The 23,605-nt window shown below is 69.8% G+C and carries 27 protein-coding genes and 3 pseudogenes; 7 read left to right on the forward strand and 23 right to left on the reverse strand.

Annotated features, from left to right (window positions below; all coding sequences use genetic code 11):
• Positions 1-69: 69 nt before the first annotated feature.
• The 12 genes from PP1_RS31355 to PP1_RS31405 all read right to left on the reverse strand — a co-directional run bounded on the left by PP1_RS31355 (position 70) and on the right by PP1_RS31405 (position 10,363).
• Positions 70-336 (reverse strand): hypothetical protein, encoded by a 267-nt coding sequence (locus tag PP1_RS31355; RefSeq protein WP_010226664.1) that lies wholly within the window; start codon positions 334-336, stop codon positions 70-72.
• Positions 337-412: 76 nt separating this feature from the next.
• The gene (locus PP1_RS31360) at positions 413-565 is read right to left on the reverse strand and encodes a hypothetical protein (RefSeq protein ID WP_010226666.1); all 153 of its coding nucleotides are present in this window, start codon (positions 563-565) and stop codon (positions 413-415) included.
• Positions 566-1,171: 606 nt separating this feature from the next.
• Positions 1,172-2,116, reverse strand: coding sequence for a DNA-processing protein DprA (locus PP1_RS31365; RefSeq protein ID WP_010226668.1), 945 nt, complete (start codon positions 2,114-2,116; stop codon positions 1,172-1,174).
• Positions 2,117-2,220: 104 nt separating this feature from the next.
• Positions 2,221-2,460 (reverse strand): hypothetical protein, encoded by a 240-nt coding sequence (locus PP1_RS31370; RefSeq protein ID WP_139324220.1) that lies wholly within the window; start codon positions 2,458-2,460, stop codon positions 2,221-2,223.
• 487 nt (positions 2,461-2,947) lie between these two features.
• Positions 2,948-3,442 (reverse strand): hypothetical protein, encoded by a 495-nt coding sequence (locus PP1_RS31375; protein WP_010226672.1) that lies wholly within the window; start codon positions 3,440-3,442, stop codon positions 2,948-2,950.
• Between the two features lie 815 nt (positions 3,443-4,257).
• Positions 4,258-4,872, reverse strand: a complete 615-nt coding sequence (locus PP1_RS31380; RefSeq protein ID WP_010226674.1) for a GNAT family N-acetyltransferase — start codon at positions 4,870-4,872, stop codon at positions 4,258-4,260.
• A gap of 67 nt (positions 4,873-4,939) precedes the next feature.
• A complete protein-coding gene (locus PP1_RS31695) occupies positions 4,940-5,353 on the reverse strand; it encodes a lasso peptide biosynthesis B2 protein (RefSeq protein WP_083697437.1) in 414 nt (137 codons plus the stop codon).
• Positions 5,354-5,429: 76 nt separating this feature from the next.
• Complete coding sequence (locus tag PP1_RS31385; protein WP_139324219.1) at positions 5,430-6,275, reverse strand: hypothetical protein; 846 nt, start codon at positions 6,273-6,275, stop codon at positions 5,430-5,432.
• A gap of 558 nt (positions 6,276-6,833) precedes the next feature.
• Positions 6,834-7,244 carry a single-stranded DNA-binding protein gene (locus PP1_RS31390; RefSeq protein ID WP_010226678.1) on the reverse strand — a complete coding sequence of 137 codons (411 nt, stop codon included), beginning with the start codon at positions 7,242-7,244 and terminating at the stop codon, positions 6,834-6,836.
• A gap of 1,366 nt (positions 7,245-8,610) precedes the next feature.
• Positions 8,611-9,066 carry a hypothetical protein gene (locus PP1_RS31395; RefSeq protein WP_010226679.1) on the reverse strand — a complete coding sequence of 152 codons (456 nt, stop codon included), beginning with the start codon at positions 9,064-9,066 and terminating at the stop codon, positions 8,611-8,613.
• An 83-nt stretch (positions 9,067-9,149) separates the two neighbouring features.
• The gene (locus tag PP1_RS31400) at positions 9,150-9,614 is read right to left on the reverse strand and encodes a hypothetical protein (protein WP_010226680.1); all 465 of its coding nucleotides are present in this window, start codon (positions 9,612-9,614) and stop codon (positions 9,150-9,152) included.
• Positions 9,615-10,066: 452 nt separating this feature from the next.
• Entirely contained in the window at positions 10,067-10,363 is a 297-nt protein-coding gene (locus PP1_RS31405) for a hypothetical protein (RefSeq protein WP_010226681.1), read from the reverse strand.
• 207 nt (positions 10,364-10,570) lie between these two features.
• On the opposite strand from PP1_RS31405, the gene PP1_RS31410 reads away from it, so the two are divergent.
• Together PP1_RS31410 and PP1_RS31415 are read left to right on the forward strand one after the other, a co-directional pair.
• Complete coding sequence (locus PP1_RS31410; RefSeq protein WP_010226682.1) at positions 10,571-11,086, forward strand: SRPBCC domain-containing protein; 516 nt, start codon at positions 10,571-10,573, stop codon at positions 11,084-11,086.
• A complete protein-coding gene (locus PP1_RS31415) occupies positions 11,083-11,406 on the forward strand; it encodes an ArsR/SmtB family transcription factor (RefSeq protein ID WP_033199016.1) in 324 nt (107 codons plus the stop codon). Before PP1_RS31410 ends, PP1_RS31415 begins: the two co-directional genes overlap by 4 nt.
• 501 nt (positions 11,407-11,907) lie before the next feature.
• On the opposite strand, the gene PP1_RS31420 is transcribed toward PP1_RS31415, so the two are convergent.
• Positions 11,908-12,375 carry an NUDIX domain-containing protein gene (locus PP1_RS31420; RefSeq protein ID WP_083697418.1) on the reverse strand — a complete coding sequence of 156 codons (468 nt, stop codon included), beginning with the start codon at positions 12,373-12,375 and terminating at the stop codon, positions 11,908-11,910.
• Between the two features lie 387 nt (positions 12,376-12,762).
• Here PP1_RS31420 and PP1_RS31425 point away from each other — a divergent pair, with 387 nt between their 5' ends.
• Positions 12,763-13,317: a hypothetical protein gene (locus PP1_RS31425; RefSeq protein ID WP_010226685.1), complete on the forward strand. Its 555-nt coding sequence runs from the start codon at positions 12,763-12,765 to the stop codon at positions 13,315-13,317.
• A gap of 637 nt (positions 13,318-13,954) precedes the next feature.
• Here PP1_RS31425 and PP1_RS31430 read toward each other — a convergent pair.
• The 4 genes from PP1_RS31430 to PP1_RS31445 all read right to left on the reverse strand — a co-directional run bounded on the left by PP1_RS31430 (position 13,955) and on the right by PP1_RS31445 (position 18,161).
• The gene (locus PP1_RS31430) at positions 13,955-15,427 is read right to left on the reverse strand and encodes an acyl-CoA synthetase (protein WP_010226686.1); all 1,473 of its coding nucleotides are present in this window, start codon (positions 15,425-15,427) and stop codon (positions 13,955-13,957) included.
• A 267-nt stretch (positions 15,428-15,694) separates the two neighbouring features.
• A complete protein-coding gene (locus PP1_RS31435) occupies positions 15,695-16,381 on the reverse strand; it encodes a TetR/AcrR family transcriptional regulator (RefSeq protein ID WP_010226687.1) in 687 nt (228 codons plus the stop codon).
• Positions 16,382-16,587: 206 nt separating this feature from the next.
• The gene (locus PP1_RS31440; RefSeq protein ID WP_010226689.1) at positions 16,588-17,352 is read right to left on the reverse strand and encodes an SDR family NAD(P)-dependent oxidoreductase; all 765 of its coding nucleotides are present in this window, start codon (positions 17,350-17,352) and stop codon (positions 16,588-16,590) included.
• On the reverse strand, positions 17,349-18,161 hold the full coding sequence (locus PP1_RS31445) for a crotonase/enoyl-CoA hydratase family protein (protein WP_010226691.1): 813 nt from the start codon (positions 18,159-18,161) through the stop codon (positions 17,349-17,351). The genes PP1_RS31440 and PP1_RS31445 overlap by 4 nt, the downstream gene beginning before the upstream one ends.
• 116 nt (positions 18,162-18,277) lie before the next feature.
• Here PP1_RS31445 and PP1_RS31450 point away from each other — a divergent pair, with 116 nt between their 5' ends.
• On the forward strand, positions 18,278-19,375 hold the full coding sequence (locus PP1_RS31450; RefSeq protein WP_029239321.1) for an NAD(P)-dependent alcohol dehydrogenase: 1,098 nt from the start codon (positions 18,278-18,280) through the stop codon (positions 19,373-19,375).
• A gap of 2 nt (positions 19,376-19,377) precedes the next feature.
• On the forward strand, positions 19,378-20,820 hold the full coding sequence (locus tag PP1_RS31455) for an aldehyde dehydrogenase (RefSeq protein ID WP_010226695.1): 1,443 nt from the start codon (positions 19,378-19,380) through the stop codon (positions 20,818-20,820).
• A gap of 51 nt (positions 20,821-20,871) precedes the next feature.
• Here PP1_RS31455 and PP1_RS31460 read toward each other — a convergent pair whose 3' ends face one another.
• The 6 genes and pseudogenes from PP1_RS31460 to PP1_RS31480 all read right to left on the reverse strand — a co-directional run bounded on the left by PP1_RS31460 (position 20,872) and on the right by PP1_RS31480 (position 22,514).
• On the reverse strand, positions 20,872-21,066 hold the full coding sequence (locus PP1_RS31460) for a hypothetical protein (protein WP_337819698.1): 195 nt from the start codon (positions 21,064-21,066) through the stop codon (positions 20,872-20,874).
• 65 nt (positions 21,067-21,131) lie between these two features.
• Positions 21,132-21,200, reverse strand: a pseudogene (locus PP1_RS31700) (hypothetical protein); the annotation flags it as partial.
• A 35-nt stretch (positions 21,201-21,235) separates the two neighbouring features.
• On the reverse strand, positions 21,236-21,694 hold the full coding sequence (locus PP1_RS31465) for an AMP-binding protein (RefSeq protein ID WP_337819699.1): 459 nt from the start codon (positions 21,692-21,694) through the stop codon (positions 21,236-21,238).
• A gap of 88 nt (positions 21,695-21,782) precedes the next feature.
• A complete protein-coding gene (locus tag PP1_RS31470) occupies positions 21,783-21,944 on the reverse strand; it encodes a hypothetical protein (RefSeq protein WP_337819703.1) in 162 nt (53 codons plus the stop codon).
• 157 nt (positions 21,945-22,101) lie between these two features.
• A pseudogene (locus PP1_RS31475) lies at positions 22,102-22,284 on the reverse strand (AMP-binding protein); the annotation flags it as partial.
• Between the two features lie 50 nt (positions 22,285-22,334).
• Positions 22,335-22,514: a hypothetical protein gene (locus tag PP1_RS31480; RefSeq protein ID WP_337819700.1), complete on the reverse strand. Its 180-nt coding sequence runs from the start codon at positions 22,512-22,514 to the stop codon at positions 22,335-22,337.
• A gap of 220 nt (positions 22,515-22,734) precedes the next feature.
• Between PP1_RS31480 and PP1_RS31485 the strand changes: the two genes are divergently transcribed.
• Together PP1_RS31485 and PP1_RS31490 are read left to right on the forward strand one after the other, a co-directional pair.
• Complete coding sequence (locus PP1_RS31485; protein ID WP_337819701.1) at positions 22,735-23,340, forward strand: hypothetical protein; 606 nt, start codon at positions 22,735-22,737, stop codon at positions 23,338-23,340.
• Between the two features lie 44 nt (positions 23,341-23,384).
• Positions 23,385-23,605 (forward strand): annotated as a pseudogene (locus PP1_RS31490) (cytochrome P450); the annotation flags it as partial.

Here is a 23,605-nt window from a genome sequence, read left to right on the forward strand (position 1 = left end):
GCCGCCGGCTGCCGGCGCTCACCGACACCCTTCGGATCCGGCGCGGTGTCTCCGCTCGCTGGACCGGGGTCAGCCTGAGCCGCGTGGCGTGGTCTCGCGGACGAGCACGATCATCCGACCTGAGCGGGCCTCGATGACGGCTCCACCCTCGAGCAGGACTGTCACCGGCTCGTCCGGGCCGTGGTGTCTGACGTCGGCGACCCGCGCACAGGTCGTTGTGTCCACCCGGGCGGGGATGCCGTCGTAGTCGTGTCGCATCCGGTCGATGGTGTCCAGCGGCAGCAGGTCCGCTGCCCGGATCTTCCTCGTCTGGGTCTGGTGGATCTCGATCTGCATCGGCCGTGGCCTCCTCACAGGAACGCAGGGGCAGGGCCCCGCCCGGCGGGCGGGGCCCCCTCGCGGGCCCGGCCGCCTAGAAGGGCGGCTCCTCGTCGAGGTCGTCGGCGCTCTCCGCGGGCGGGTAGGGGCCGTTGTGGTGCCAGATCGCGTCCTCGCGGATGTCGGTGAAGATCTGGGCGTCGCGCTCGGTGTAGCCGTCGGCGATGTCGAGAGTGGCAGTGCTCATCTGGGGCCTCCGGTGGTCGGTGCGGCTGGAACGCGGCGCAGCCTCAGCACGCCCGTGCCGGGGTCCCGAAGGGACGGCGGGGAGCCGGTGCTGGCCCGTGCGGGTGAGACCGGCTACCGACCTCGAGCGAACCCGTGGCGGTCATCCGCTGGCGCCCATGCGCGCCAATCGGCGGGCGGGCGACGGCGACCAGCCGACGTGCCGAGCTCGCGCGTCACGGGCGACTGCGAGTCGGCCTCTGCGCACCCGGGGCGACCTCGGCGGGCGGTATCACCCGCACGGGTCGGCGGCGGCTCATCGGCGCTACGCCCCGGCGCGGGTGTGCTGACCTCCGGGCGATCCAGACGTGCCGACCACCGGAGGCCCCACCCCGCACCGCTACCGGCCCCGCCGCCACCCGACGGTGCCCACCGGCACCGAGCTGGTGACCGACCCACCCGACCGGAACCGGCCTGGTGACGGGCCCCTGGCTGCCGGCACCGAGCTGGTGACCCGACCCTGCCGACCGGCACCGGCGGGGCGGGTCTCCAGACCCAGGAATGTCGACAGCGAAGCTGTCGAGGCTCACGGCCGCGGTCTGCCCCGGGATGGGCCGTCAGCTCAGGGTCACCACGGCTTCCTGAGGCCGGCGATCACATCGCCGCTCCCGGTCACCATCGTCGCGCCGTCCCGGATCAACCGGTGGGTCCCGACCGACAAGGCCGAGGTGACGGGGCCGGGCACCGCCATGACCGGTCGGCCGGACGCGTTCGCGGCCCCGGCGAGGTGCAGGACCCCGGACCGTGCCGCGGCCTCGACGACCACGGTGGCGTCACCGAGGGCGGCGAGCAGACGGTTCCGGTCGAGCATGCGGGCCCGGGTCATCGTCGTGCCGAGTGGCTGCGCGGAGACGACAAGCCCGTTCTCGGCGATCCGGTCGAGCAGGTTCACGTGCGCGGCCGGGTGGGCCCGATCGATGCCACAGGGCAGCACGGCCACCGTGGTGCCCTGCGCAGCCAGCGCGCCGCGGTGTGCGGCCGCGTCGATCCCGAACCCGGCGCCCGACATGATCACGCGCCCGGCACCGGAGAGCCCGCCGGCGAGATCGGTGGCGACGTGGATGCCGTAGCCGCTGGCGGCGCGGGACCCCGAGACGACCACCGAGGGCTGCGACAGCATCTCCAGCCCGGCGCGGCCACGCACCCACATTCCCTGGGCTCCGGGAATCCCCATGGTCGCGGCCAGGGCCGTGGGCCACTGCTCGTCCTCGGGTATCAGCAGCCGCGCTCCGCACCGGGCGCTGGTCTCCGCGTCGACCTCGACAGCGGCGGCCGCGGCCCGTACGCCGTCCGGGGTCACCTGCTCTCTCAGGATCCCGGGGATGTCGCCGTTGCGGAGGCGCTCGGCCGCGGCGAGCGGCCCGATGTGCAGCACGAGATGCTCCAGGTCGGGGCAGTAGCGATCGGTAAGCCGCATCAGCAACGCGCGCGCGGCGCGGATCTCGGCCAGCGGGTCCGGACCGGGCTTCGGGCCGTTGGGGCCGGGGATCGACGGGTGGGTGTTGGTCAGCATCAGGGCACCTCTCACTGGTCAGGACGTGGGTGTGGAGACGGGTGTGCCCGGGGTGGCCTGCCACCCCGGGCACCGGTAGGGAGCCGCGATCCGCGGTTGTGGGGTCAGTCGCCGGGCTCGTCCTCCGGCTCGACCTCGCTGATCGTGATGTTGTGCGCGGTCGGGATGACCAACGCACTGCTCACGCGGTGCTCACCGGCGCAGCCCGGGCAGGGGACGACGGCGTCGACCTCGTGCACCCCGGGGATCAGTTCGCCCCCGGCGGCGCACCCGTCGGCGAGCTCGACGAGCGTGTGCCCGTCGCTGAGCAGCAACCCGTTCTCGATGCGGAACTTCTCGGCCATCGTGGCCACCTCCGTGTGCTCGGTCGGTGCGGCTGGAACGCGGCGCAGCCTCAGCACGGCCCGGGGCGGGTCCCGAAGGGACGGCGGGAACCTGGTGCTGGCCCGACCGGCGTGCGACCGTCTCCCCGCCCCGGAGAAGCTCGGCCTTCGCAGTGCCGCCGCCGCGGGGGCTAACGCCGATGTCGCGCTGACCGGAGCGGCGCGGTCGGGGACATACGTGGCGTGGTCGGGGACGGGCGGACCGGAACCGGGTACTGACCTCGGCCTGTTGGGGCGGTGTCACCCGGGCGGGTCGGCGGCGGGTTATCGGCGCGCAGCCCGCCCCGGGGTGTGCTGACCTTCGGGCGGTCCAGTCGTCCCGACCGAGCACACGGCGGACTCCGCGCCGGGCACCTGCCCCGAGGATCAGAGAGTCCGGGGGTTGGTCAGGGTGGTGCCTCCGGTGGCCCCGGTAGGAGATCCTGGGCCGCGCCGGGCGACCGGGGGATTACAGATCCAGTTCCTTCTCCGCGTGCTGCTGGATCCAGAAGGAGCGCCCGGCCAGTTCTTCGTCGGTCGGCCCGCGGCCCGGGACGGGGCGTGATTCGGGCTCGCCGGTGGTCTCGTGCTGCTGCTCGGTGGCCTTGGCTTCTGACAGGCCCTGTTCGGCGCGGTGCACAGCGGCGTTGGCGTGACAGACCGCGTTGAGGTTGACGAGGCTGGGCTCGTGATGGCGGGCTTCGCGGGCGCTCTCCAGGTCGTCGCGGGCGTCCAGGAGCTGCTGTTCGGCCTGGGCGACGCAGAGGGCGCGGAACGAGCCGTCGGTCATCAAGCCGAGATCGCGAACGGCGTTGGCCTCGTACCACTCCGGCGGCATGATGTCGCCGTAGTAGACCCCGGTCCCGGGCGCGGGGATGCCGGGTTCGGCGAGACCGAGCTCGATCATTCGGGCATCGGTCTTGGCGGTGTGGTCGTCCCACCCGGGCTGGCGTGTGTCGCTCATCGTGGCTCCCGTCATGTCAGGCGTGGGGTGATGCACCCGGTCGGGCGCGGCGTGACCGGGTGCGGCGGGGATTCGGGCCGGCCCAAGCGGTGTGGGAACCGGCGAGGCGGTTCCGAGCGACGCGAGACGATGTCCTATCTGGTCGGTGTCGGCTGCCGGGTTCGTCGCCCGGCGCTCGGGGCTCGGTGTGATGCGCTGCAGGCGCTCACCTCACCCATCACCTCGCACTAGCCGCAGCCCACGGGCGGTCCCGGCCGTAGCGATCCCACCGAAGTGTCCGCAGCATCTGCTTGTGCTCGGCGCGATCAAGGGAAAGCGCCATCGACGCGAGGACGGCGTGGGCGAAACCCAAGGGTGTTCTCCGTCGACGGCGATCCGGTCGCAGTGGTCGTCCAGGTGGCGATCACGTTCGCGGTGACCGTCGAGACCTGCGATCCGCATCCGGCGGCCGAACCGGTAGACGCGATCCTCTCGGCACCGGCCGGGCGCGGGTTCGAGATGCTGGCCGACATGGACGCCGGCGTCCGAGGAACGGCGCCGGTCATGCCGGGGTGTGACCACCGGCGACGATCGGCTCCGCCTCGATGCACCGGGCGCGCAGTTCTATGTCGGCGACCTCGGGAGTGCTGCCCCGCCCGGTGGCGCTGCGCCGCGTTGGCGCGCTGGTTGGTCGTGCTGGTCGTTTCCCGGCTGGATCTGCACCACGACTACAGTGCCGAGCAGGCTCACAGCGCCCTGACGGTTGGCTCCTCGCCGGGCAGGTCCCGCTACGGAGCTGTCCGACCCCGTAGCGGGCTCCTTTAGGACCGGGCGGATCAGCCGGTGGCGAGATGGGTGTCTGCGACGACGTCCATGATCAGTTCGTCGGCCTCGGCGCCGAGCCAGTACCCGGCGCGGCGCAGCCGTCCTGCGTGGCAGAACCCGGCCATCTCGTAGGCGGTGATCGCGCGGGTGTTCGGCTCGAGGACCTTGAGCCACACCGAACGCAGCGCGCTGATGGTGAAGGCGTAGTCCAGGGTCAGCCGAGTCGCCTCGGGAGCCAGGTTGCGGCCGCGGCCGTCTGCGCCGAGAAGGATGATGAATTCCGCGGTGCGCACGTAGTGGTCGATGCGCAGAGCGCTGGTCCCGACCGGCACCGGTCCGCCGGGGCGGGTGAGGTCGTAGATGGTGAACCGCGGGATGGTTCCCATGCTGCGGGCCTGGGCGTCGTAGCCGGCCAGGCGGGCTTCGAGGGATTCCGGGGTCTGGCGGCCCATGCCGGCGATCACGGCGGGCTCGTTCTCCCACTGCCAGTACAGCTCGGCCAGCTCACGGGTGAACGGGCCCAGCGCGGTGCGCTCGCCCCGCATCCACAACAGCGGCGCGGTCGCGGCGATGCTGTCGCCACTTACGGCGGTGGTATCGGTGTGGCCGTCGGAGGTCAGCGTCATGAAGGGTCTCCTCTCGCCACCCGGTCACGGCCGCGCGCGGGCGCGGCGTCGGGTTCGGGCAGCTGGATCAGTGGTGTGAAGCGCAGCGTGGAGGTGGGCTCGCCGACGGGCAGCCGTCGAGGCGCAGCCAGGCGTGGAGCCTGATCGGATCCGCGGCGATCCCGTGGCACCACCCAGCTCGCCGACCGTTGACGGCCAGGGCGAGCATCGCCGCGACGGTTTCCTCCAAGCACGCTGTCCGGAACGCAGACACGCGTCCGATGACGCAGACGCAGTGTAGGACCGCCACCACATGGGCGTCGTGCGCCGGACGTCGCGCCACCCGGGCAGCAGCGCGCACGAGGCGCACCAGCCGCGAGAGCTCGTGGGCCGACGGCCGGTCGGTCGTAGGAGGATGCATCGGCGCGTACCGTCCGGTAGATCTCGCAGATGTCGAGAATCTCGCCGATCCCGTCTCGCTTCGCCGGCAGGACAATCGCATCACACCGGATGGCGTCCTGCAATTAGTCCAGGTTCTGCGGTGCGCGGATCCGAGGCCCGGATCATCGTTTTACGGGTTACATTCCAGCCACGTCGTCGAATCCGTCACTTCGCGGCCAGTCGTCGGAGAGGGTCGGATCACGGAACCCGCCGATCTCGTCTTGTGGATCGTGCTGCTTTTCGCGGTTGTTCGGATCTTTGAAGTAGCCGTGCACGCCGGGACTTCGGCTCTTGTGAACGTTCGGTTCGGCCTCGTCGAGGTCGCCCTGGCTGTTGCCGAGGTGATCCTCCCACCACTTCTCTTGCCTCTCAGACCTCCTGGCGACAGCCCACGCGCCGAGCGCCACGCTCGCACGACGCTCGATCGGCCCCACCAGCTCATTCGTGAGTGCTCCGGCCAAGGCCCCCAGGGCCGCCTTGCTGGTCTCAGTCCAGACTGACGACCACGGCGCGGGAACGGTAGCCGCGAGCGGACCGGCGACGGCAGCGCCGATGCAGATCGCCAAGGTGATTCGAAGCGCCCTCAGGCACCACTCATGCCAACCGGAGACGTCCTGATATCGAAGCGACTCTCGCTCGGCGCGCAGCTCGGTTATCTGCGCCTGCAGATAGTCATGATGCACGGCGGTCCGGCTTCGATCGGCCTCGTACATGTTCAGCTGCGAGAGGATCGCGGCAGTCAGGTCAGCTGCGGCGTCGTCCCAGGCAGGGCTGTGTACTAGATGCTCGGACGAATCCAGGAGGGCGTCGGCAAGGTCAAACCATGGCACCCGGGCGCCGGAAGTGCGGCACGTTTCGATCAGCGTGACGATACTGCGCAGTCGCCGTTCTGTCTCCTCTGGAGCCGCACGGGATTCGGGCGAGGCCCCCCAGCGTCCATTCATCTTCGGTCCGCCCGGCTCGGGCCTGGTCTTGTCCGGCATTGCGCTCCCCTGCCCCGAACTGTTCGGTCCACAGTGCCGGGAGAACCTGTGATCGGCAGCGACCGAACGGCGTAATCGGGACGCCGCGTTGGTCCGGCGCCCCGTCCTTTTCACGGGGCCGGCGGTGCTTGATCGCGGCTGACATTGGTGCGCTCCACGATCCGGTATCTCGGGTCGTGCTGGGACAGCAACACCCCCACGTTGCGCCGCCCAAGGTCGATCGGGATCTTCAGTCGATCGCGGTGGCGGGCTACTGCGAGCACCCGGTCCTCGACTTCGCCGCTGGCCGCATGCTCCCCCGTCGTCCGCCAGCGGCTGGTCTCCGGGATCCGAGGCGGGCTAGCGGCTGGTGGCACGCGGCCTTGGAGGTGTCGAACCGGCGGGCGGAGGCCTCGCTGGTCCGGTGACGACGAACAGTTGGGGGCCTCGTCACGACACAGCCACGGCATCGTCGAGAAGGTCCTTGCTACTCACCTCTGCCGGAGTCGGGTGGGTGGATACCGGCCGGGGCACCGACTGAAGGGTGGCTGGTGCCCCGCCCGGTGGCCGACCGGGGGGTCAGTCGGCTGTCTGGGGAGCGGCTGCGGTCGAGCCGGCACGCTCGCGCCCGGGCTGGCGGGTCACCGTCGCCCTCGCGCGGCGCAGGTCCGCGGCGATGGTCTGAGCTCGCAGCTCGGTGCGCCGGACCGGGTAGTCCTGCCCGGCGGGGGTGAAGGAGTTGTCGGCGAGCTTGCCGATGACGATCACGGCGTCGCCGGCGTGCAGGGACTCGGCGGTGTTCTCGGCCAGCTCGCGGAAGGCGACCACGTCGGTCCAGACCGGGGGGTTCTCGCGCCACTCGCCGCTGCGGCGGTCGAAGTAGCGGTCGTTCTGGGCGATGGAGAACCGCAGGACCGCGTCTCCGGTGTGCTCGCTGTAGACCAGTTCGGGCTTCTTGCCGATGTTGCCGGCGAGGGTGATCTCGTTCATGGGGTGCCTCCTGGGGTGTCGGGCTGGTTGGTGACGCGGCCCTGCCTCAGCGCGGCGGTGTGAGGCCCGTCAGGGGTGGCGGGGGTTCGGTGCTGGCCCGAGCGGGTGGGAACCCGCGGAGCGGGTCCGAACGCAGTGAGGCGCCGTCCCACCCGCTCGGCGTCGGCATCGGTTCATCGGCACGTACCTCGCGCCGGGGTGCTGACCTCCGGGCGTCTCCACACCTGGGCACCGACACCGCAGAAGGGCGTCCCGACCCGTGCGGGCACCCGTTCTCGGCTCACGGTGGTGCAGCGGAGTCCCGCTGCCGATGTCAGAGGAGAGGCACGGCGGGCGCTCTCAGCTGGCGTCGCGCTGGAGGGGCTGGTGTGTAGTGCGCGAGCTCGCGTCGCACTACGAGCCTGTCCCGCACCTACCCGGCCGGTCGTCCGCAGTCGATCGCCGCGCTGTTGGGTACTCCGTGCCGGGGATGCCGGCATCGTCAGGCGCCAGCGCCAGGGCCGGCTCGACCCGGCCGAGCTTCAGGTTCGCGGCCGGCCTCCTGCGGGGGGCCGGAGCGATCTGTTCGGGCCCCGCCGGGTGTGCGGGTCGTCGGCGCCGACTGTCGGGCACAGGACCAGGGCAGCCAGCAGGGTGGGCGTGGGCACTGGCCATGTCGAGGTGGGGTGCGTCGTCGGTGCTGTCGTGCTCGACGACGTGGCCCGCGCGATCGCCGTACGAGGGGTCTTCGCAGGGCAGGTGGTGTTGGGCCGGGCCGGCGGTCGCGGCGGTGTAGTCGCGGAACCGTCGCCGGTCCTGGCGAGGGTCGGCGGCAGTGGATGCACGCGCCGGCACGGTCGCGCCGGCGGAGGTCTGGGCGGGACGACGGTGACGGTCACGGCGGGTTCTCTTCTGCTGGTGTTCAGGAGAGGCGCCCGCCGTGGTGGATCCGTAGAGGTCACTGGAGTGCTCGCAGACGTCGACCGACCGGCCCACGGTGATCATCGGGAGGTACTGGCGGGTATGGCGCTGATGCCCTCGACGAGCGCCTCGCCGTCAGGCAGCCGGTCGCACGGCTGCGTCCTCGCCGGGGACCCGCTCGCATGGTGTGGAACGCGACCGGTTCATCTCCGGCGAGTCCAGGTGGGCCTCGAGCTCGACCGCTCCCGGTGTGGCCTGAGGCGATCAGCGAGTGCGTGGTGCGGCGGCCGCGAACCCGGGGACGGTCTCAGAGGGGCAGGCCAGGCCCGGGGAGGGATCCATCGTTGAGGTGGCCGGAGTGGTCATCGCGTGCACACTTCGCTCGGTGCCGGTCCGGGGCGGAGTCAGTGGCCGTGGCGAGCGGCGGTCGGAGAGTGGGAGCACCCGTCCTCGTGGCCGCAGGTGGTCAGGTCCTCGCGTCGTTCATGACGCGCCCGGCGATGAGGACGTTGTGGAAGGCGGCGAGGGCATCGCCGCTGGTGCGACCGTCGTCCTGGGCGTTCTGCGCCGCTCGGGCCGCGGCGCGGACGAGGTCGGGCAGGACCGGCTCGATCACGAGGTCGAGGACGGCGTCGGCGAGGGCGCCTTCGTGGTCGGCGAGCACGGGCAGGGGGATCCCGGCGCGGTGCAGCGCGGCGCCGATCAGGCACATCGGGCGGTGGCCGTCGGCGCTGACGTAGCGGCACGAGGGCAGCCCGTGCTCGCCGTTGTTCTCGGCGAACAGCGGGTGGTGATCCTGCGGGTCGAGGTAGGCATCGGGGTCAGCGTCGAGGTCGGGGTAGGTCCAGTCCAGGCCACGGTCGGCGATCACGGCGTGCAGCGCGGCGGTGAGCTGGTTCTCGGTGATGGCGAAGGTGGGCATGACGAATGACCCCTCTGTGGGAGCTGGAAGGTGGGAGGAGACGTGGCGAGCCCGGACCCCGGCGGGCCAGGGCTCACCGGGGCTCAGCGGTTGAGCAGGTCGCGGTGGTAGCTGGCCAGGACCACGATCACGGGGCCGAGGTCGTCGGCGTCAAGCATCGGCCGTATGTCGCGGGCCAGGGCATCGTCGGCGAGAGTGTCGGGGTAGCAGACCCCGGCGGTGGCCTCGTCGCCGGTGAGTTCGCAGTCCTCGCCCAGCTCCTCGGCACGTCGGTCCGGGCACAGTGGGTGGACCGAGTGCAGGGTGACCGAGAGGCCGTCCAGCCCCGCGTAGGTCGCCCACGGCGCTGCGAGCCAGCACATCTCCACTGCGCCGTCGCTGTCGGAGACGACCAGCCGGATCCAGTGCGGATCGGGCGCGATGTGGACCTGCAGGCGGTCGAACCGGGTCGAGCGCTCCCGGAGCAGGTCGAGGCTCAACGCCTCGCCGAGGCGTGCGTCGGTCCTGATGGTCGTGCTGGTGCTCATGGTCGTGCTGGTGATCGTCATGGTGGTTCTCCGCGGGGTCGGTGAGGCTCGGTGCCGGAACGCGGCCCTGCCTCAGCACGGCGGCGGTGGGGCCCCGCAGGGGGCGGCGGGGGTTCGGTCTGGCCCGGCCGGTGTGAGACCGCGACCGGGACCACGACCCCGGCCGGGAACAGGCGCAACCGGCCCGGACCGTCCAGGTGCCCAGCAGGTGGGCCGCACCCCGCGAACCCGCACCGGGACGCGCAGCCGGCACCGGACTGACCGGATCTGCTCCAGTCCGTCGGGTTTGGGCGGTCTCACCCGGGCGGGTCGGGCAGGTTCATCGCCGCGCACCCCACCACCGATGTGCTGACCTGCGGGCGATCCGGCACGAGCCTCACCCGGCTCCTGGACCAGGCCACCACCCGACGCGCAGGCTGACCGCCCGGACATGGCGCACTGGGGCGCCCCCGCCCCGGAGGCCGGCTATCAGCTCAGACCCGCGCCCCGCCGGCCTCCTCACCATCAGGTGCACCCTGCTCGTCGAGGTCGACGCATTCTCTGAGCACGACCGGCTGGTCGCCCTGCACGCCGTCCTGGTCGGCGGTGTCGTCGGCGGTGTCGTCGGCGAGGACGAGGTGTTCGACCTCGGCCAGGGCGTAGCCCCGATCACGCAGCTGGGCGAAGCAGCGCCGCGTCGCCGGGGTCGGTTGGGCCAGCTGTCGCAGGTGGTGCCGTCGTCGTAAGCGGACAGTACGAACGGAAACATCGTGGCCTGGCCGCAGTCGCATGTGCGGCGGATCGCCCTCGGCGCCCGCTGCAGTGGCCCAGCACGCTGCCTGGTTCTACTTCGTCCGCCGTCCGCTTTCGAACCGGCGGCTGAGGGGCTGCGAGCTGATGTGGGTGTCCTCGCCCTCGACGCGTTCGACGCGCGACTGGACGCTTGTTGCCCCACTAGATATATTCCCAATGAGGCAATTATAGGTGGAGGTCGATCGATGACAGCTCTGGGGACTCTGAGCATCACCACGGACGGTCGATGCGCCCTGCGGTTCGAGCGCCGGCTGGCACACCCGCAGGACAAGGTGTGGCGTGCCCTGACTCAGATCGAGCATCTCCGTTGGTGGTTCGCAGAGGTCCTCGACTACGACCAGAGCAGGTTCGATGCCGCGCTCGGAGCCGAACTCGGGTTCGTGCCCACCGCCGAGCACGCCGCCATCGGCACCAGTCATGGACGCGTGACTCAGGTCGAGGCGCCGACGCTGCTGGAGTACACCTGGGGATCTGAGCTCCTGCGGTGGGAGCTGGAGGCGGACGGGGCCGGCTGTCGACTGGTCTTTACCAACATCTTCGACGACCGGGGGTTCGCCCCCGCGATGGGCGCGGGGTGGCATGCAGGCCTGGAGCGCCTGCACGATTACCTCGACGATCGCGCCCCGGACCAGGCGACCCTGGAGATCGACCCCGCCGCATGGGAACGGCTCCAGGCCGACTACGAGCGCGCACTCGCATGACGCCTGCGGTGCAGGAGACGTTCGCGGCGCTGGCCGAGCCGCATCGCCGTGCGATCGTCGAGCTGCTCCGCGATGGCGAACGCCTCGCCGGCGACCTCGGCGGGCAGCTTGCGCTCACGCAGCCCGCTGTGTCTAAGCATCTGAAAGTGCTGCGGGAAGCCGGACTCGTCGAGGTCCGGCACGACGCCCAACGGCGCTGGTACCGCCTGCAACCGGCGCCTCTGTCCGAGATCGACACCTGGCTCGCCCCGTACCGGCGATTGTGGACCGAGCGCCTCCAGGCACTCGAGGAGTACCTGGACACCATGCCGAACGACTGACCCGGAACTTTGCCTGCCGAGTCGGTCGGAGTGGGGGCGACCGCCCGCTGACCGAGCACCTGCGAGGCTCGTCTCGCCCGGGCGGATCAGCGAACTGCCACTGCGGCCGCATTGGCGGCGCCGGTCGGGGTGCAAGGGTCGACCCGGCTGGGTCCGGCTCCCGGGCGCCAATCGCCGGGTGGAGACAGTGGACTTTCCCCGCGGCCTGCTCCGCCTCCGATTTGGTCACCACCGTCCTCGACCTCCTTGCCGGTGTCGTGGGTGCCACTGGAGGTGTCCTCGGTGAGGATTAGCTGCTCGACATCGGCCACGGCCTGCTCGACATCGGCCACGGCGTAGTCCCAGTCGCGGAGCTGGGCGACATGGCGTCGCGTCGCCGGGGTCCTATTGCGCCGACTGTCGCGGGGGGTCCGTCTTCGTTGGCGGCCGGGACGAGGGCGAGCGCGAGCATCGTGGCCCTGGCCGGCGAGGCCGCGCGTGCAGCCTGGGCGACCGAGGCGCCTACGAGGTCGAGGCTTCAGCGCTGTCGCCGGGCCTGAGTAGGCCGATCACGGTATGGCGCGCATGCCAGACCAGGTCGAGCGCCAGCGCCTGCTCCGGTGTGGCCCACTGGTACTCGTCGTGCTCCACGGGTCGTAGGACCACCGGACTCTCGCTGACTTCCTCGGCTCGATATGTGACTGTGTGGAAGCAGATGGGGCGCCCGCCGGTGTCGGCGTTGGTGAAGTGGGTCAGCTTGTCGGTGATGCGGACATGTAGGCCCGCTTCCTCCGAAGTCTCGCGGTGGGCGGCCTCGCGGGGTGACTCTCCCGTCCTGACGGTGCCCCCGGGGGATGTCCCGGTGCCCGCCCAGGTATCGGCCGGCCCGCCGATGCAGGACCAGCAGCCGCCCGTCCCGCCGTAGCAGCGCGTGCGCCACCCACCGGTGCTCGGCGAAGCGAAGGCCGTCGTCGATGCCGGGGGCGCCAGTGGCGCCGGGGTCGGCGTCGGGGGCCATCGGGCTCCTTATCCAGGTCGGGCGAGGAGGGCGAGTTCGTTGGTCATGGCGCCGCGCCCTGCCGCAGCCGGTCCGACCGATCGGCCTGCTCGGCCAGGCCGGCTACAGCCCGGCGAGGACAATCTGTACCTCGTCCGGTGGTGGCAGGCTTCGCGTAGCGCAGTCGAGAGCGGTAACGGTGTGTGCTCCGACCTGACCGGATACGCGGCCGTGCAGACCGCCGTGTGACGCGGCGCTTCGAATGGGGCTGGTGTTGACCAAGTGCGGGATGGGCGCACGATGCCGGCCAACTCGCGACGACCCTGGCCTGATGCTGAGGACGCCCGGCTGAGGGAGGATGGGATGTGGAGGGGTAGGCGATGACTGACGACGATCTCGAGTCCCCGTCGCGGATCAGTCGGCTTCTGTGGCGGAGCTGGACCGTGGTGGTCGTGGGGCTTGCGGTGTGGCCCGCGGTCGACGTCGTCGTCGGACGGGGCGCACGGGGTGGACAGGATCTGATGGTGCTGGCCTGGTTGCTGCTGCTGACAGCTCCTGTGGCCGGGGTTGTCGCCTGGTGGCTGGCAGCGACGCCCCGTCCGGCCGAACCGCGTTATGCGATGACGCGTCGAGAGCTCGGGCCCGGGCACCGACGGGAGATCGATCTGTCGCTGCGCCGAGGCGAGGCTGCGGCCGTCGCGGGGCGCCCGTTCTACGCCAGGGCCCGGGTTGCCCAGGGCCGGCGCGAGCTGATCACTCTCGGCCCGATCGTGGTCCTGGTCTGGAGCATGTTGCTGCTCCAGCCCGACGGCGGCTGGTTCTGGCTGGTTGCTGCAGCGGGTGTCGCGGTGGCGGTGACTGGGATCTTGTCGGTGACGGGGCAGCTCCGCAGGGAGCGGGCTTTGAGTTCCGCGGGCGTGGCGGGGCTGTCCTGACGCCACCGGCAGTTCGTGCTCGTCGACGACCTCGCCGTCTGCCCGGACGGTATCGCTGACTCTCGCCGTGGTGGTGGTTCACCGCCAGGGCGAGGGCAGCGTGAGGACCCGGTGCGCCTGATGCCGCCGCTTGGTCGACTGCCCGGACCCGGCGGTCGGTTGTCGCCGCGCTGTGAGGCTGTGTGCTGCTCGCACGCGAGGTCGTAGATCCAGGCAAGCCTGAGGCGCAGTGTCCACTGTGGCCATATCGATCCGTTTGGGACGTTGTCGAATGACCCTTGGCCTTCAACCGATTCGCCCGAGCGACACGACTGGCGCTGGCCGAGATCTTCGGCTGAAGATCGGCCTCCCGAGACGAGGTACAGCGCAGCGCCAATCCGCCGGCACCGTCGGCGTCGTCCGGGTGACGTCGAGAGGCGGTACCGACATCGCGGGCCTGCGGCTACCAGGGGCCCGGAGCCCTGTCCGCAGCGGTTCCTTGCTCGGCATGTTCGGATCGATGCGCGCTCACCCGACGCGATAACCACCGCGCGCCGCATCTCTTGGTGTGGATCGTCGGTCGTGCCTGGCAGTGCGGAGCTAGCCCGCGTCGCCGACGTCCGTCCTGGACCGCTGTCCGTGTGCTGGCATCTGACCGTCAAGCGAGGCGCAGGCGCAGCTCGCGCTTGAGGATCTTACCCGTCGGGTTGCGGGGCAGCGCTTCGACGAAGTCGACCGAGGTCGGGCACTTGTAGTGCGCGAGCCGCTCCCGAGCGAAGGCGATCAACTCCGCTGCTGCGAGCCCATCCCCGACGGGCACGACAACCGCTTTCACCGTCTCGCCCCACTTGGGGTCGGGCACACCGATGACTGCGACCTCGGCGACGACGGGATGCTGATGGAGCACTCGCTCCACCTCGGCGGGATAGACGTTCTCACCGCCGGTGATGACCATGTCCTTGACCCGGTCCTCGATGTAGAGGTACCCGTCGGCATCGATGCGGCCGGCGTCACCGGTCCTCAGCCAGCCGCCCGGCAGGAGCGTTTCCGCGGTCTGCTCAGGCTTGCGCCAGTAGCCACCCATGATCTGGTCGGACCGGACCCAGAACTCGCCCGTCGCTCCCGCCTTCGCGTTCTGCCCCGTGACCGGGTCGACGATCCGGACTTCCGTGCCGGGCAACGGTCTTCCCGCCGAAGCCCGTCGGTGTGGGCGATCGGAGTCGCGGTGGTCGGCCGGGCCCAGCACGCAGAAGACTCCCGACATCTCGGTCATCCCGTACACCGAGTACAGGGGCGTAGGCAGAGTTTGCACGACCTTGTCCATGAGTGGTGCAGGCATGGGAGAGCCTCCGTAACCCAGCACCGCGAGCGATCGAAGTGCAGCCTGTGCCCGATCCTCGTCGGCGACCAACATCTGGATCACGGCGGGCACGAAGAACGCGTGTGTGGCCCGCTCGGCCTCGATGAGGTCCAGGATCGCCGCTGGAACGACCTCGCGGACGATCACCGTGTGTCCGCCCGCGTACATGCTGCCAAGTGCCCAGCTCGTGCCACCGACATGGAACAGGGGCATCGCGACGACGTTGACGCTGTCCTCGTCCATTTCGTACGCGGGTCCGACCGATGTCGTGTGTGCGCACATGCTGCGCTGGGTCAGCATCGCGCCCTTCGGCCGGCCGGTGGTGCCGGATGTATAGAGCTGCAAGAAGCAGTCGTCGTCGCCGGACTCGTACGGCACCGACACAGGGTCGGCCGCGCCGATCCACTTTTCGTACGAGTCGATCCCGATGACAGTCTCGACCGCCGTCTCTCGTGCCTCGCCGAGCACGGCTGCAAACTCCGAGCCGACGACGACTAGGCGTGCGCTGGAGTCAGACAGGACGTACTCCAGCTCCTCCGGTGCGAGCCGGTGGTTGACGACAGCGTTGACCGCGCCGATCAGGGAAGCGGCCAAGGTCAACTCGATGCAAGCGGGGTGGTTCTTGTCCAGGACGGCGAACCGGTCCCCCGGACCGATCCCGGCCGCCCGCAGAGCACCGGCCGCCTGCCGGATCCGCTTGTCGAGCTCCGCCCACGTCCAGGATCGGTCGGCAAAGGCCAGCGCAGCGCGGTCAGGCTGTCCTCCGCCCACCTCGACACGATCTCGTGCGCACGACGCAGCCCGTTGGGCATGGAGTCTCCTCGCTGAGAACTGACCGTATGAGCGGTCAGTTTCGCAGCACTGCCCTCGACGCACAAGCCTGCAACGACCAGGCGGCGACCATGGGGACCCGTCCGACCGGCGAGCGATCGAGCAATGCGCGGGCAGTGTGTCCCGCGCTCGACGATCCACCGCAGCTACCAGCGGAGGACGGAGTGCCCACTGGCGCCTTCGGAGCCAGCGGAAGTCGATGTTGGCTCAGGATGCGCGGACGGCGGGCTCGGGCACCACAGCATCGCGGATGGCTTCGTGCATCACCTGCGCCGCGTGGCCGTCGGAGGCAGAGAGCTCTGCGAGTCCGTCCCGGTCAACCAGGAGTCCACCCAGAGCCAAGTCGACGAACGCCGTACCGATCTCGTCGATGCTCCGATTCCCGTCGGGTGTGAACCATGTCCATGCCCACTGGGCCGAGCCGAACATCAACAAGGCATCGATCCCGGGATCGACGGGGCGAAAGACCCCTGACGCAACCCCTGCCTCGACGAGACAGCGCACCCGAGCGAGGTAGCGCTCGCGCAGGGCGCGTCCGTCGGCCATCGCTGGTTCGTCGGCGAGACGCGCGATCTCACGCTGGAACGCCACCGTCGCCGTCCGGTCCTCGACCTGATAACGCATGAAGGCATGCAGCACCGCGGCTAGCTGCTCTTGCGGGGCGTCTAGCCGCTCGACGATCAGATCGAATTCGGCCAGACGGCGCCGCATGTACGACTCGTGCAGAGCGGCAAGTATCCGCTCTTTCGTGCCGAAATGGTGCACGATCGTGCCCTTGGACACGCCCAGCTCGGCGGCGACGGCCCCGAAGTTGGTGCCGTCGTAACCGTCGCGTGCGATGTGCCGGGTGAAGGCGGCCAGGATCTCTCCGTATCGTCCCGCACCCCGAGGCATGCCAACTCCGTCCGCTGCTGTCCACCAGTGGCGATTCAGTCCGCCGTGCGCCGAGGATAGCGTCCTGACCGGTCGTCCGGTCGGCCGCCGCTGAGTGGCGTTCCTCATCGCCGGTGCGGCTCACCATGCGCCGGAACCGACCGTGTGCGGAGCGGCATGGCTCGGGGTGCACGAGCCGGTCTGGCCGTCGCGCACCCTGACCCTGTTCAGTGACCAGCCATGCCGCCATCCACGGCGAGCGTGCTGCCGGTCACGTAGCTCGATGCGGGACTGGCCAGAAAGATCAGGGCGGCGTCGAGCTCCCTCTGCTCCCCCAGACGGGCGAGCGGGCTGCGACTGCCGATGAAGCCCGTGAGCATCTCGGTCGGGACCTCGGCCGTCATCTCGGTGGCCACGTAGCCGGGGGCCAGGGCGTTGACGCGAATTCCCCGACGTCCGGCCCACTGGGCTGACAGGTCCCGGGTCAGGCCGACCAGACCGGCCTTGCTCGCGGCATATGCGGCCTGCGGGGCCGACGGGGCGATGAACGCCAATGTGCTGGCGATGTTGACGATGCTCGCGCCTGACTCCATCACCCGCGCGCACGCCTGCGCCGCCCAATAGGCACCGAGCAGGTTGACATCCAGGACCCGGCGAAAATCCTGTGGGGCTTCGCGTAGAGCTGGAACTGCAGTTCCCAGGCCTGCGTTGTTGACCAGCACGTCGATGCGCCCGAACTCCGCGACTGCGGCTGCGGCCATCGCTTCGCAGTCCTCCGGTTGCGCTACATCCGTGGCTACCGCGATCGCGCGCCGGCCCCGTGACCGCACTTGCTCGACGACCTGAGCGAGTCGGTCCTGGCGACGCGCGGCGAGGACGACGTCCGCGCCGGCTTCGGCGAGTGCCATGGCGAACCCGGCCCCCAGCCCGGAGCTGGCTCCCGTCACCACGGCGACCCGGTCGTCGAGTCGGAACTGGTCGAGGATGCTCACGAGCCGTCCCACTGCGGCCGACGCTTCTGGGCGAACGCCGTCGCTCCCTCTCGAGCATCGTTGCTGCGACGGACCGCAGCGAACTCGGACTCGTTCATCGCCCAGACCTCGTCGTCCCAGTCCGAACCAGTCGTGCTGCGCGACATGATGCGTTTGCTGGCTCGAACTGCCATCGGCGCGTTGTCGGCAATCCTGTCGGCGAGATCGAGCGCTTCGTCCAGCACGCGCTCGGCGGGGACGACGCGGTTGACCAGTCCATGGTGCTTGGCGGTGGCGGCGTCGATTGGGTCGCCGGTGAACACGGCTTCGAAGGCCAGCTTCGGCGGCATCTGGCGATGGAGCCGCAATAGGCCTCCCGCCGCAGCAACCAGACCACGGGTGACCTCGGGAAGGCCCAATGTGGCGTGGTCTGCGAGTACTGCCAGATCGCAGGCGAGCATGATCTCGGTCCCTCCGCCGAGCGCGAAACCGTTGACCGCGGCGATGAGAGGTTTGTCGACAAAGTGGCGCACGATCCCGGCGAAGCCGCGTTCGGGGTGCGCGGCGTCGTGTACGGGACGGCCAGCGGCCAGTTCCTTGAGATCTGCACCGGCGCAGAAGGCACGGCCTGCTCCGGTGATGACCGCGGCGCGCAGGGTCGGGTCCGCCGTGAACTCCGCCAGTGCATCGCCGGCAGCTCGGGCGAGATCTGCGTTGACGGCGTTCATCGAGCGAGGCCGGTTCAGAGTGATCAGCGCTACCGCCCCACGGCGTTCGAGCACGGCAGCCGGGGCGACCTCGGTCGCGGTCGTGCGATCGCTGCTTGTCACTGCGACTGGCCCTTCTCTCGGGAGGGTTCGGGGTGTGACTCACGCCGCGGGCAAGGACCGCGTGCGGCGCCGACGCTAGTATTGACCGTACGAACGGTCAACAAAGGAGCGAAGTGATGCAGATCGAGGCCGCGGTGTTGCGCAGCTATGACCGCCCATTCGTCCTCGAGCAGGTGGAGCTCCCCGAGCCCGGCCCCGGGCAGGTGGTGGTCGAGATCGCGGGCACCGGGTTCTGTCACACCGACGTCCTGCCGCGGACCCCGGGCTTCATGGCTGCGCCGCCGTTGATCGCGGGTCATGAGGGTGCGGGGGTGGTTACCGCGATCGGCGAGCATGCCGCGGTGCCGGTAGGGACTCCGGTGCTCCTGTCCTATGACTCGTGCGCGACGTGTGAGACCTGCCTGGACGGACATCCGGCGTATTGCAGGCAGTTCTTCCGCCTCAACATGACCGGTCGCGGAGCGAAGGGATCACCCATCGTCCGGGATCGGGGTGGCGAAGCGGTCGCATCGCGCTGGTTCGGTCAGTCTTCCTTTGCCACCCACGTTCTGGCCGGTCCGCGCAACGTCGTTCCGGTGGCGGAGGACCTGCCTCTGCACTTGTTCGGGCCGTTGGGCTGCGGGATCCAGACTGGCGCAGGCTCGGTGTTGATCGCCCTCGGGGTGCGTGCCGGTTCCGGGGTCGTGGTGTACGGCGCGGGCGCCGTCGGGCTTGCCGCCGTCATGGCCGCCCGCGTCGCCGGCGCCACCACCATCGTGGCCGTCGACCTGCACGATGCGCGCCTGGAGACCGCGCTGGAACTCGGCGCCACCCATGTGGTGCGCGGGAACTCGGACACCCTGGTCGAACAAGTGGTCGCGGTGACCGGCGGAGGCGCCCACTACGCTTTGGACACCACGGCCGTGCCCCGGATCATCTCCGCAGGAATAGACGGGCTGCGACCGACTGGGACGATCGGCCTGGTCGGTGCCGGGGACCAGGACCTCGTGCTCGCGTCCTCGGCGCTGGCGGCGGGCAAGAACATCATGGGCATTCTCGAGGGCGATGCCGTCCCGCAGCTGTTCCTGCCGCGACTGATCGAGCTGTGGCGTCAGGGGCGCTTTCCCTTCGACCGGCTGGTCACCACGTACCCGCTGGCGGAGATCGACCGCGCTGAACACGACGCCGCATCGGGCGCGACGATCAAGCCGGTCCTCATCCCCGGAAAGGACTGACCATGCACAATGAGCGTGAGCACCTCTACATCGACGGAGGCTGGCGGCCGGGCTCCGGAGCGTCGATCACGGTGATCAACCCGGCGACCGAGCAGCCGTGGGGGTGGTCCGCCGGTGCCGGACGAACCGACATCGATTCGGCGGTCGACTCCGCCCGATGTGCCCTGCGCTCGCCCGCATGGGCCGGTCTCGAGCCGCAGGACCGCGCTGCGTTGATGGAACGCTTCGCGCAGGCGCTGGCTGCGCGCGGTGACGACACTGCGGCGGTGGTGACTGCGGAGAACGGCATGCCGATAGCGCTGTCTCGGGTCGCCGAGGGGCAGGGCCCGGCCGCAACTCTGCGGTACTACGCACAGCTGTGTCGGTCCACACCTGTCGAGGAACGTCGGCGGGCGGTCGGCGGCCGTGGAACCACCGTCGTACGGCGAGAGCCGATCGGCGTCGTGGCCGCGATCGTTCCGTGGAACTTCCCGCAGTCGCTGACCATGTTCAAGGTCGCACCGGCGCTGGCGGCCGGGTGCACGGTGGTGCTCAAGCCAGCCCCTGAGACGGCTCTGGACGCATTCGCGATCGCCGACGCCGCTGAGGCGGCGGGACTGCCGCCGGGCGTGGTCACCGTCGTACCGGGCGAACGCGAGGTCGGGGAGTATCTGGTTGCGCACCCCGGAGTGGACAAGGTGGCGTTTACCGGGTCGACCGCTGCAGGGCGAGCGATCGGGGAGGTGTGCGGTCGCCTGCTGCGACCAGTCACCCTCGAGCTCGGCGGCAAGTCGGCCGCGATCGTCGTCGACGATGCCGACCTCGGCGCTGTCGCTCGTGGTCTGTCTTGGGCGAGCCTGCTCAACAACGGGCAGACGTGCTATCTGAGCACCCGGATCCTGGCTCCGCGTTCTCGCTACGGCGAGATCGTCGACACCGTCGCCGACCTGGCGTCCTCGATGCGCGTCGGCGATCCGGCCGATGAGGGCACGCGTATCGGACCAGTGGTGTCGCAGCGGCAGCGTGATCGGGTCGAGGAGTTCATCGCATCAGGGCGTGTCGAGGGCAGGATCGTGACCGGGGGCGGGCGTCCCGCCGGCTTGTCGCGCGGCTGGTTCGTCGAACCCACGGTCGTCGCAGACCTCGAGCCGCACGCCGTGATCGCCCGCGAGGAGGTCTTCGGTCCGGTCCTTGCGGTACTTGCCTACGACTCCCTTGACGACGCCGTCCGCCTCGCCAATGACTCCCAGTACGGGTTGGGCGGGACGGTGTGGACCGCCGACGAGGAACGCGGTCTCGACCTGGCTCGGCGGATCGAGACGGGTTCGGTCGGTGTCAACGTGTTCGACCTCGATATCGGCTCGCCGTTCGGCGGAGTGAAGGCCAGCGGTCTTGGGCGTGAGCTCGGGCCCGAGGGGCTCGCGGCGTACGTGTCGTACAAGTCCATCTATACCCGGGGCCGTTGAGACGGCTGTCGGCTCCGGGGCCTGTACAGACCCCGGAGCCGGTGGTCTCGCTCAGGCGTCCTTCGCAATGGTGTTGATCTCGACGATGTCGAACCGCCCTGCGCCGTGAGTGGCTCGCACGGTCTTCTTGTCGAGCTTGCCGACGCTGGTCTTCGGGAATCTCGTCGACGAATGCCCACCGCTCGGGCAGCCCCAACGCGCCACCTTTTCCGTGCAGGAACTCCCGCAGTTGTGCAGGACTGGCATCGGCTCCCTGCCGGAGGCGGACGCACCACCAGAGGCCGTTCTCCCACTGCGGAATCCGGTACGCCGATCACGACGACCTCGGCGACCGCCGGGTGGGCAGCGAGCTGGTTCTCCAGTTCGACACTGGAATCCACTCGCCACCGTCTTGATGCCGTCCTTGAGCCGGTCTTCAGCTCGACCCAGCCGGAAGGATGGATGACCCCCAGATCACGGTGCGCAACCAGCCATCGCGAAACTTTTCGGCGATCGCGGCGGGACTCGCCCGGAAGTAGCTCCCGGCGATCGTGGCCCCGCGCAGTTCGATCTCTCCTGCGCTCTCACCGTCCCAGGGCAGCTCGCTGCCCTGCTCGTCGACGGCGCGGGCACGCACGCCGGGGACCAAGCGCCCGGTGCGCGCCCGGTAGGCGACGTCGGCGCCCTCGCCCTGTGCTGTCCCGGCCGGTGGCCGGGAGAAGGTGAGCAGGGGGCTCGTCTCGGTCATCCCCCAGCCCTGCGTCAGACGCAACCCGTGATGTGCCGCGAAGCTCTCGACCAGGGCGGCAGACAGCGGCGAGCCTCCGACGACTCCGAGACGGAGCTGGAGAAGTCCGTGTCGTGTTTGACCCCGTGGGCGTCCAAGGCCGTCCACAGGGTGGGCACTGCCGCCGCGGCAGTCGGCCGATGCTCGGTGATGATCTGGGCCAGGTGCTCAGCCTGCAGATATCGGTCGGTCATGATCAGGGCAGCCCGGCTACCCAGGCGGCGTAGGGCCAGCCCCAGGCGTTGGCGTGGAACATCGGCACGATCGGCAGCACACGGTCTGCGTCGGAGAACCCGAAGGCACTTCCCGTGGAGATTGCAAGGGTGTGCAGGTAGATGGAGCGGTGGCTGTAGGCCACCCCTTCGGGTCACCGGTTGTCCCGGTGGTGTAGCAGAGCACGGCTGCGCTGCGCTCGGGCAGTTGCGGCCATCGCCGGACTGGTTCGGCGCGGGCCACCAGGGTGTCGTAGTCGAGGACCCTGACTCCTGAGAGCTCGGCCTCGGCAGGCCGACCACGATCACGTCTGTGACGCTCGGGCACCGCGGCAGGATGCGGGCGAGTTGCGGGGTCAGGTCGGCGCCGACGAGCACGACCCGGTCCTCGGCGTGGTTGACGATGTAGATCAGCTGGTCGTCGGACAGGCGCAGGTTCAGCGTGTGCAGCACAGCGCCCATGGCCGGCACGGCGAAGTAGGCCACCAAGTGGGCCGGTGTGTTCCAGCTCAAGGTCGCGACGACATCGTCGCGACCTACCCGAGTTCACGCAGACCACCGGCCAACCGGGCGGCCTCATCAGCCACGTCGGCGAAGGTCGTGTCCGTGCTCCGGCCCGCCGTCGTAGTGCACCACGCGTGCCTCAGCGTGGACCCGCGTCCGTGTTCGAGCAGGTCTGCGACCAGCAGCTCGGTCTGCTGCATCGTGCTGTCCATGCGCTCCACTCCCTCGGGGCGCGCGAGCTTCGGCGCCCGATCATGCTGTGAGACCGTACGGACGGTCACATGCAGGTACCTTGCCTTCCTTCCTCGGGAAGCGCACTATGATGTGACCGTACGGACGGTCAATTTTCCAGGGAGTGCGACGTGGCGTCAACGCAGTCATCGGGCCCTCGACGAGGGTCGACCTCGGTCACCCGACACCTATACCCAGGGCATGCCGCACGCCGAGTTCGCCCGTCTACGCCGCGAGGCGCCGGTCGCGTGGGTCGAGGAGCCGGCCTACGAGGGGTTCGCAGGCGGGCCCGGTTTCTGGGCTGTCACCCGTCACCGCGATGTCATCACGGTGTCCAAGCATCCCGAGATCTTCTCGTCTCATGCCGGCGCCACGTTCCTGCGCGACCAGAGCCCCCGTGACCTAGCGGCACTACAGCAGATGATGCTCAACATCGACCCGCCCGATCACTCCAAGCTGCGCAAGATCGTCAGCAAGGTGTTCACCCCGAAGATGGTGAACGGGATGTTCGACTCGGTCGACCGTTATGCAGCCCAGATCGTCGACGACCTTGAACCGGGCACGGAGGTCGATCTGGTCGAGAAGGTCTCCTCGGAGATGCCGCTGCTCGTGCTGGCCGAGCTACTGGGTGTGCCACCGAGGATCGCCACCTGCTCTACAGCTGGACCAACCGCATGGTGGGCCTCGACGATCCCACCTACGGTGGCCGGCCCGCGTTCCTCGCGCCTTCATGGAGATGTTCGCCTACGCCGAGAAGCAGACCGAGATCCGCCGGGCGAACCCCGGCGAAGACGTCTGGAGCCCTGATCGCCAATGCCGAGATCGACGGCGAACGGCTCACCCTCGATGAATTGCAGCGGTTCTTCCAGCTGCTGATGATCGCCGGTAACGAGACGACCCGGAACCTGTTGACCGGGGCGGTGATCACCCTCGACGCCCACCCCGACCAGTGGGCCCGGCTGCGCGCGGAGCCCGATCTGCTCGCGCCGGCGATCGAGGAGATTCTGCGCCATCACCCGCCGGTGATCCAGTTCCGGCGCACTGCGATCAGCGAGACAGAGCTGGGCGGGCA

Source organism: Pseudonocardia sp. P1, from assembly GCF_000178675.2.
Taxonomy (GTDB): Bacteria; Actinomycetota; Actinomycetes; order Mycobacteriales; family Pseudonocardiaceae; genus Pseudonocardia.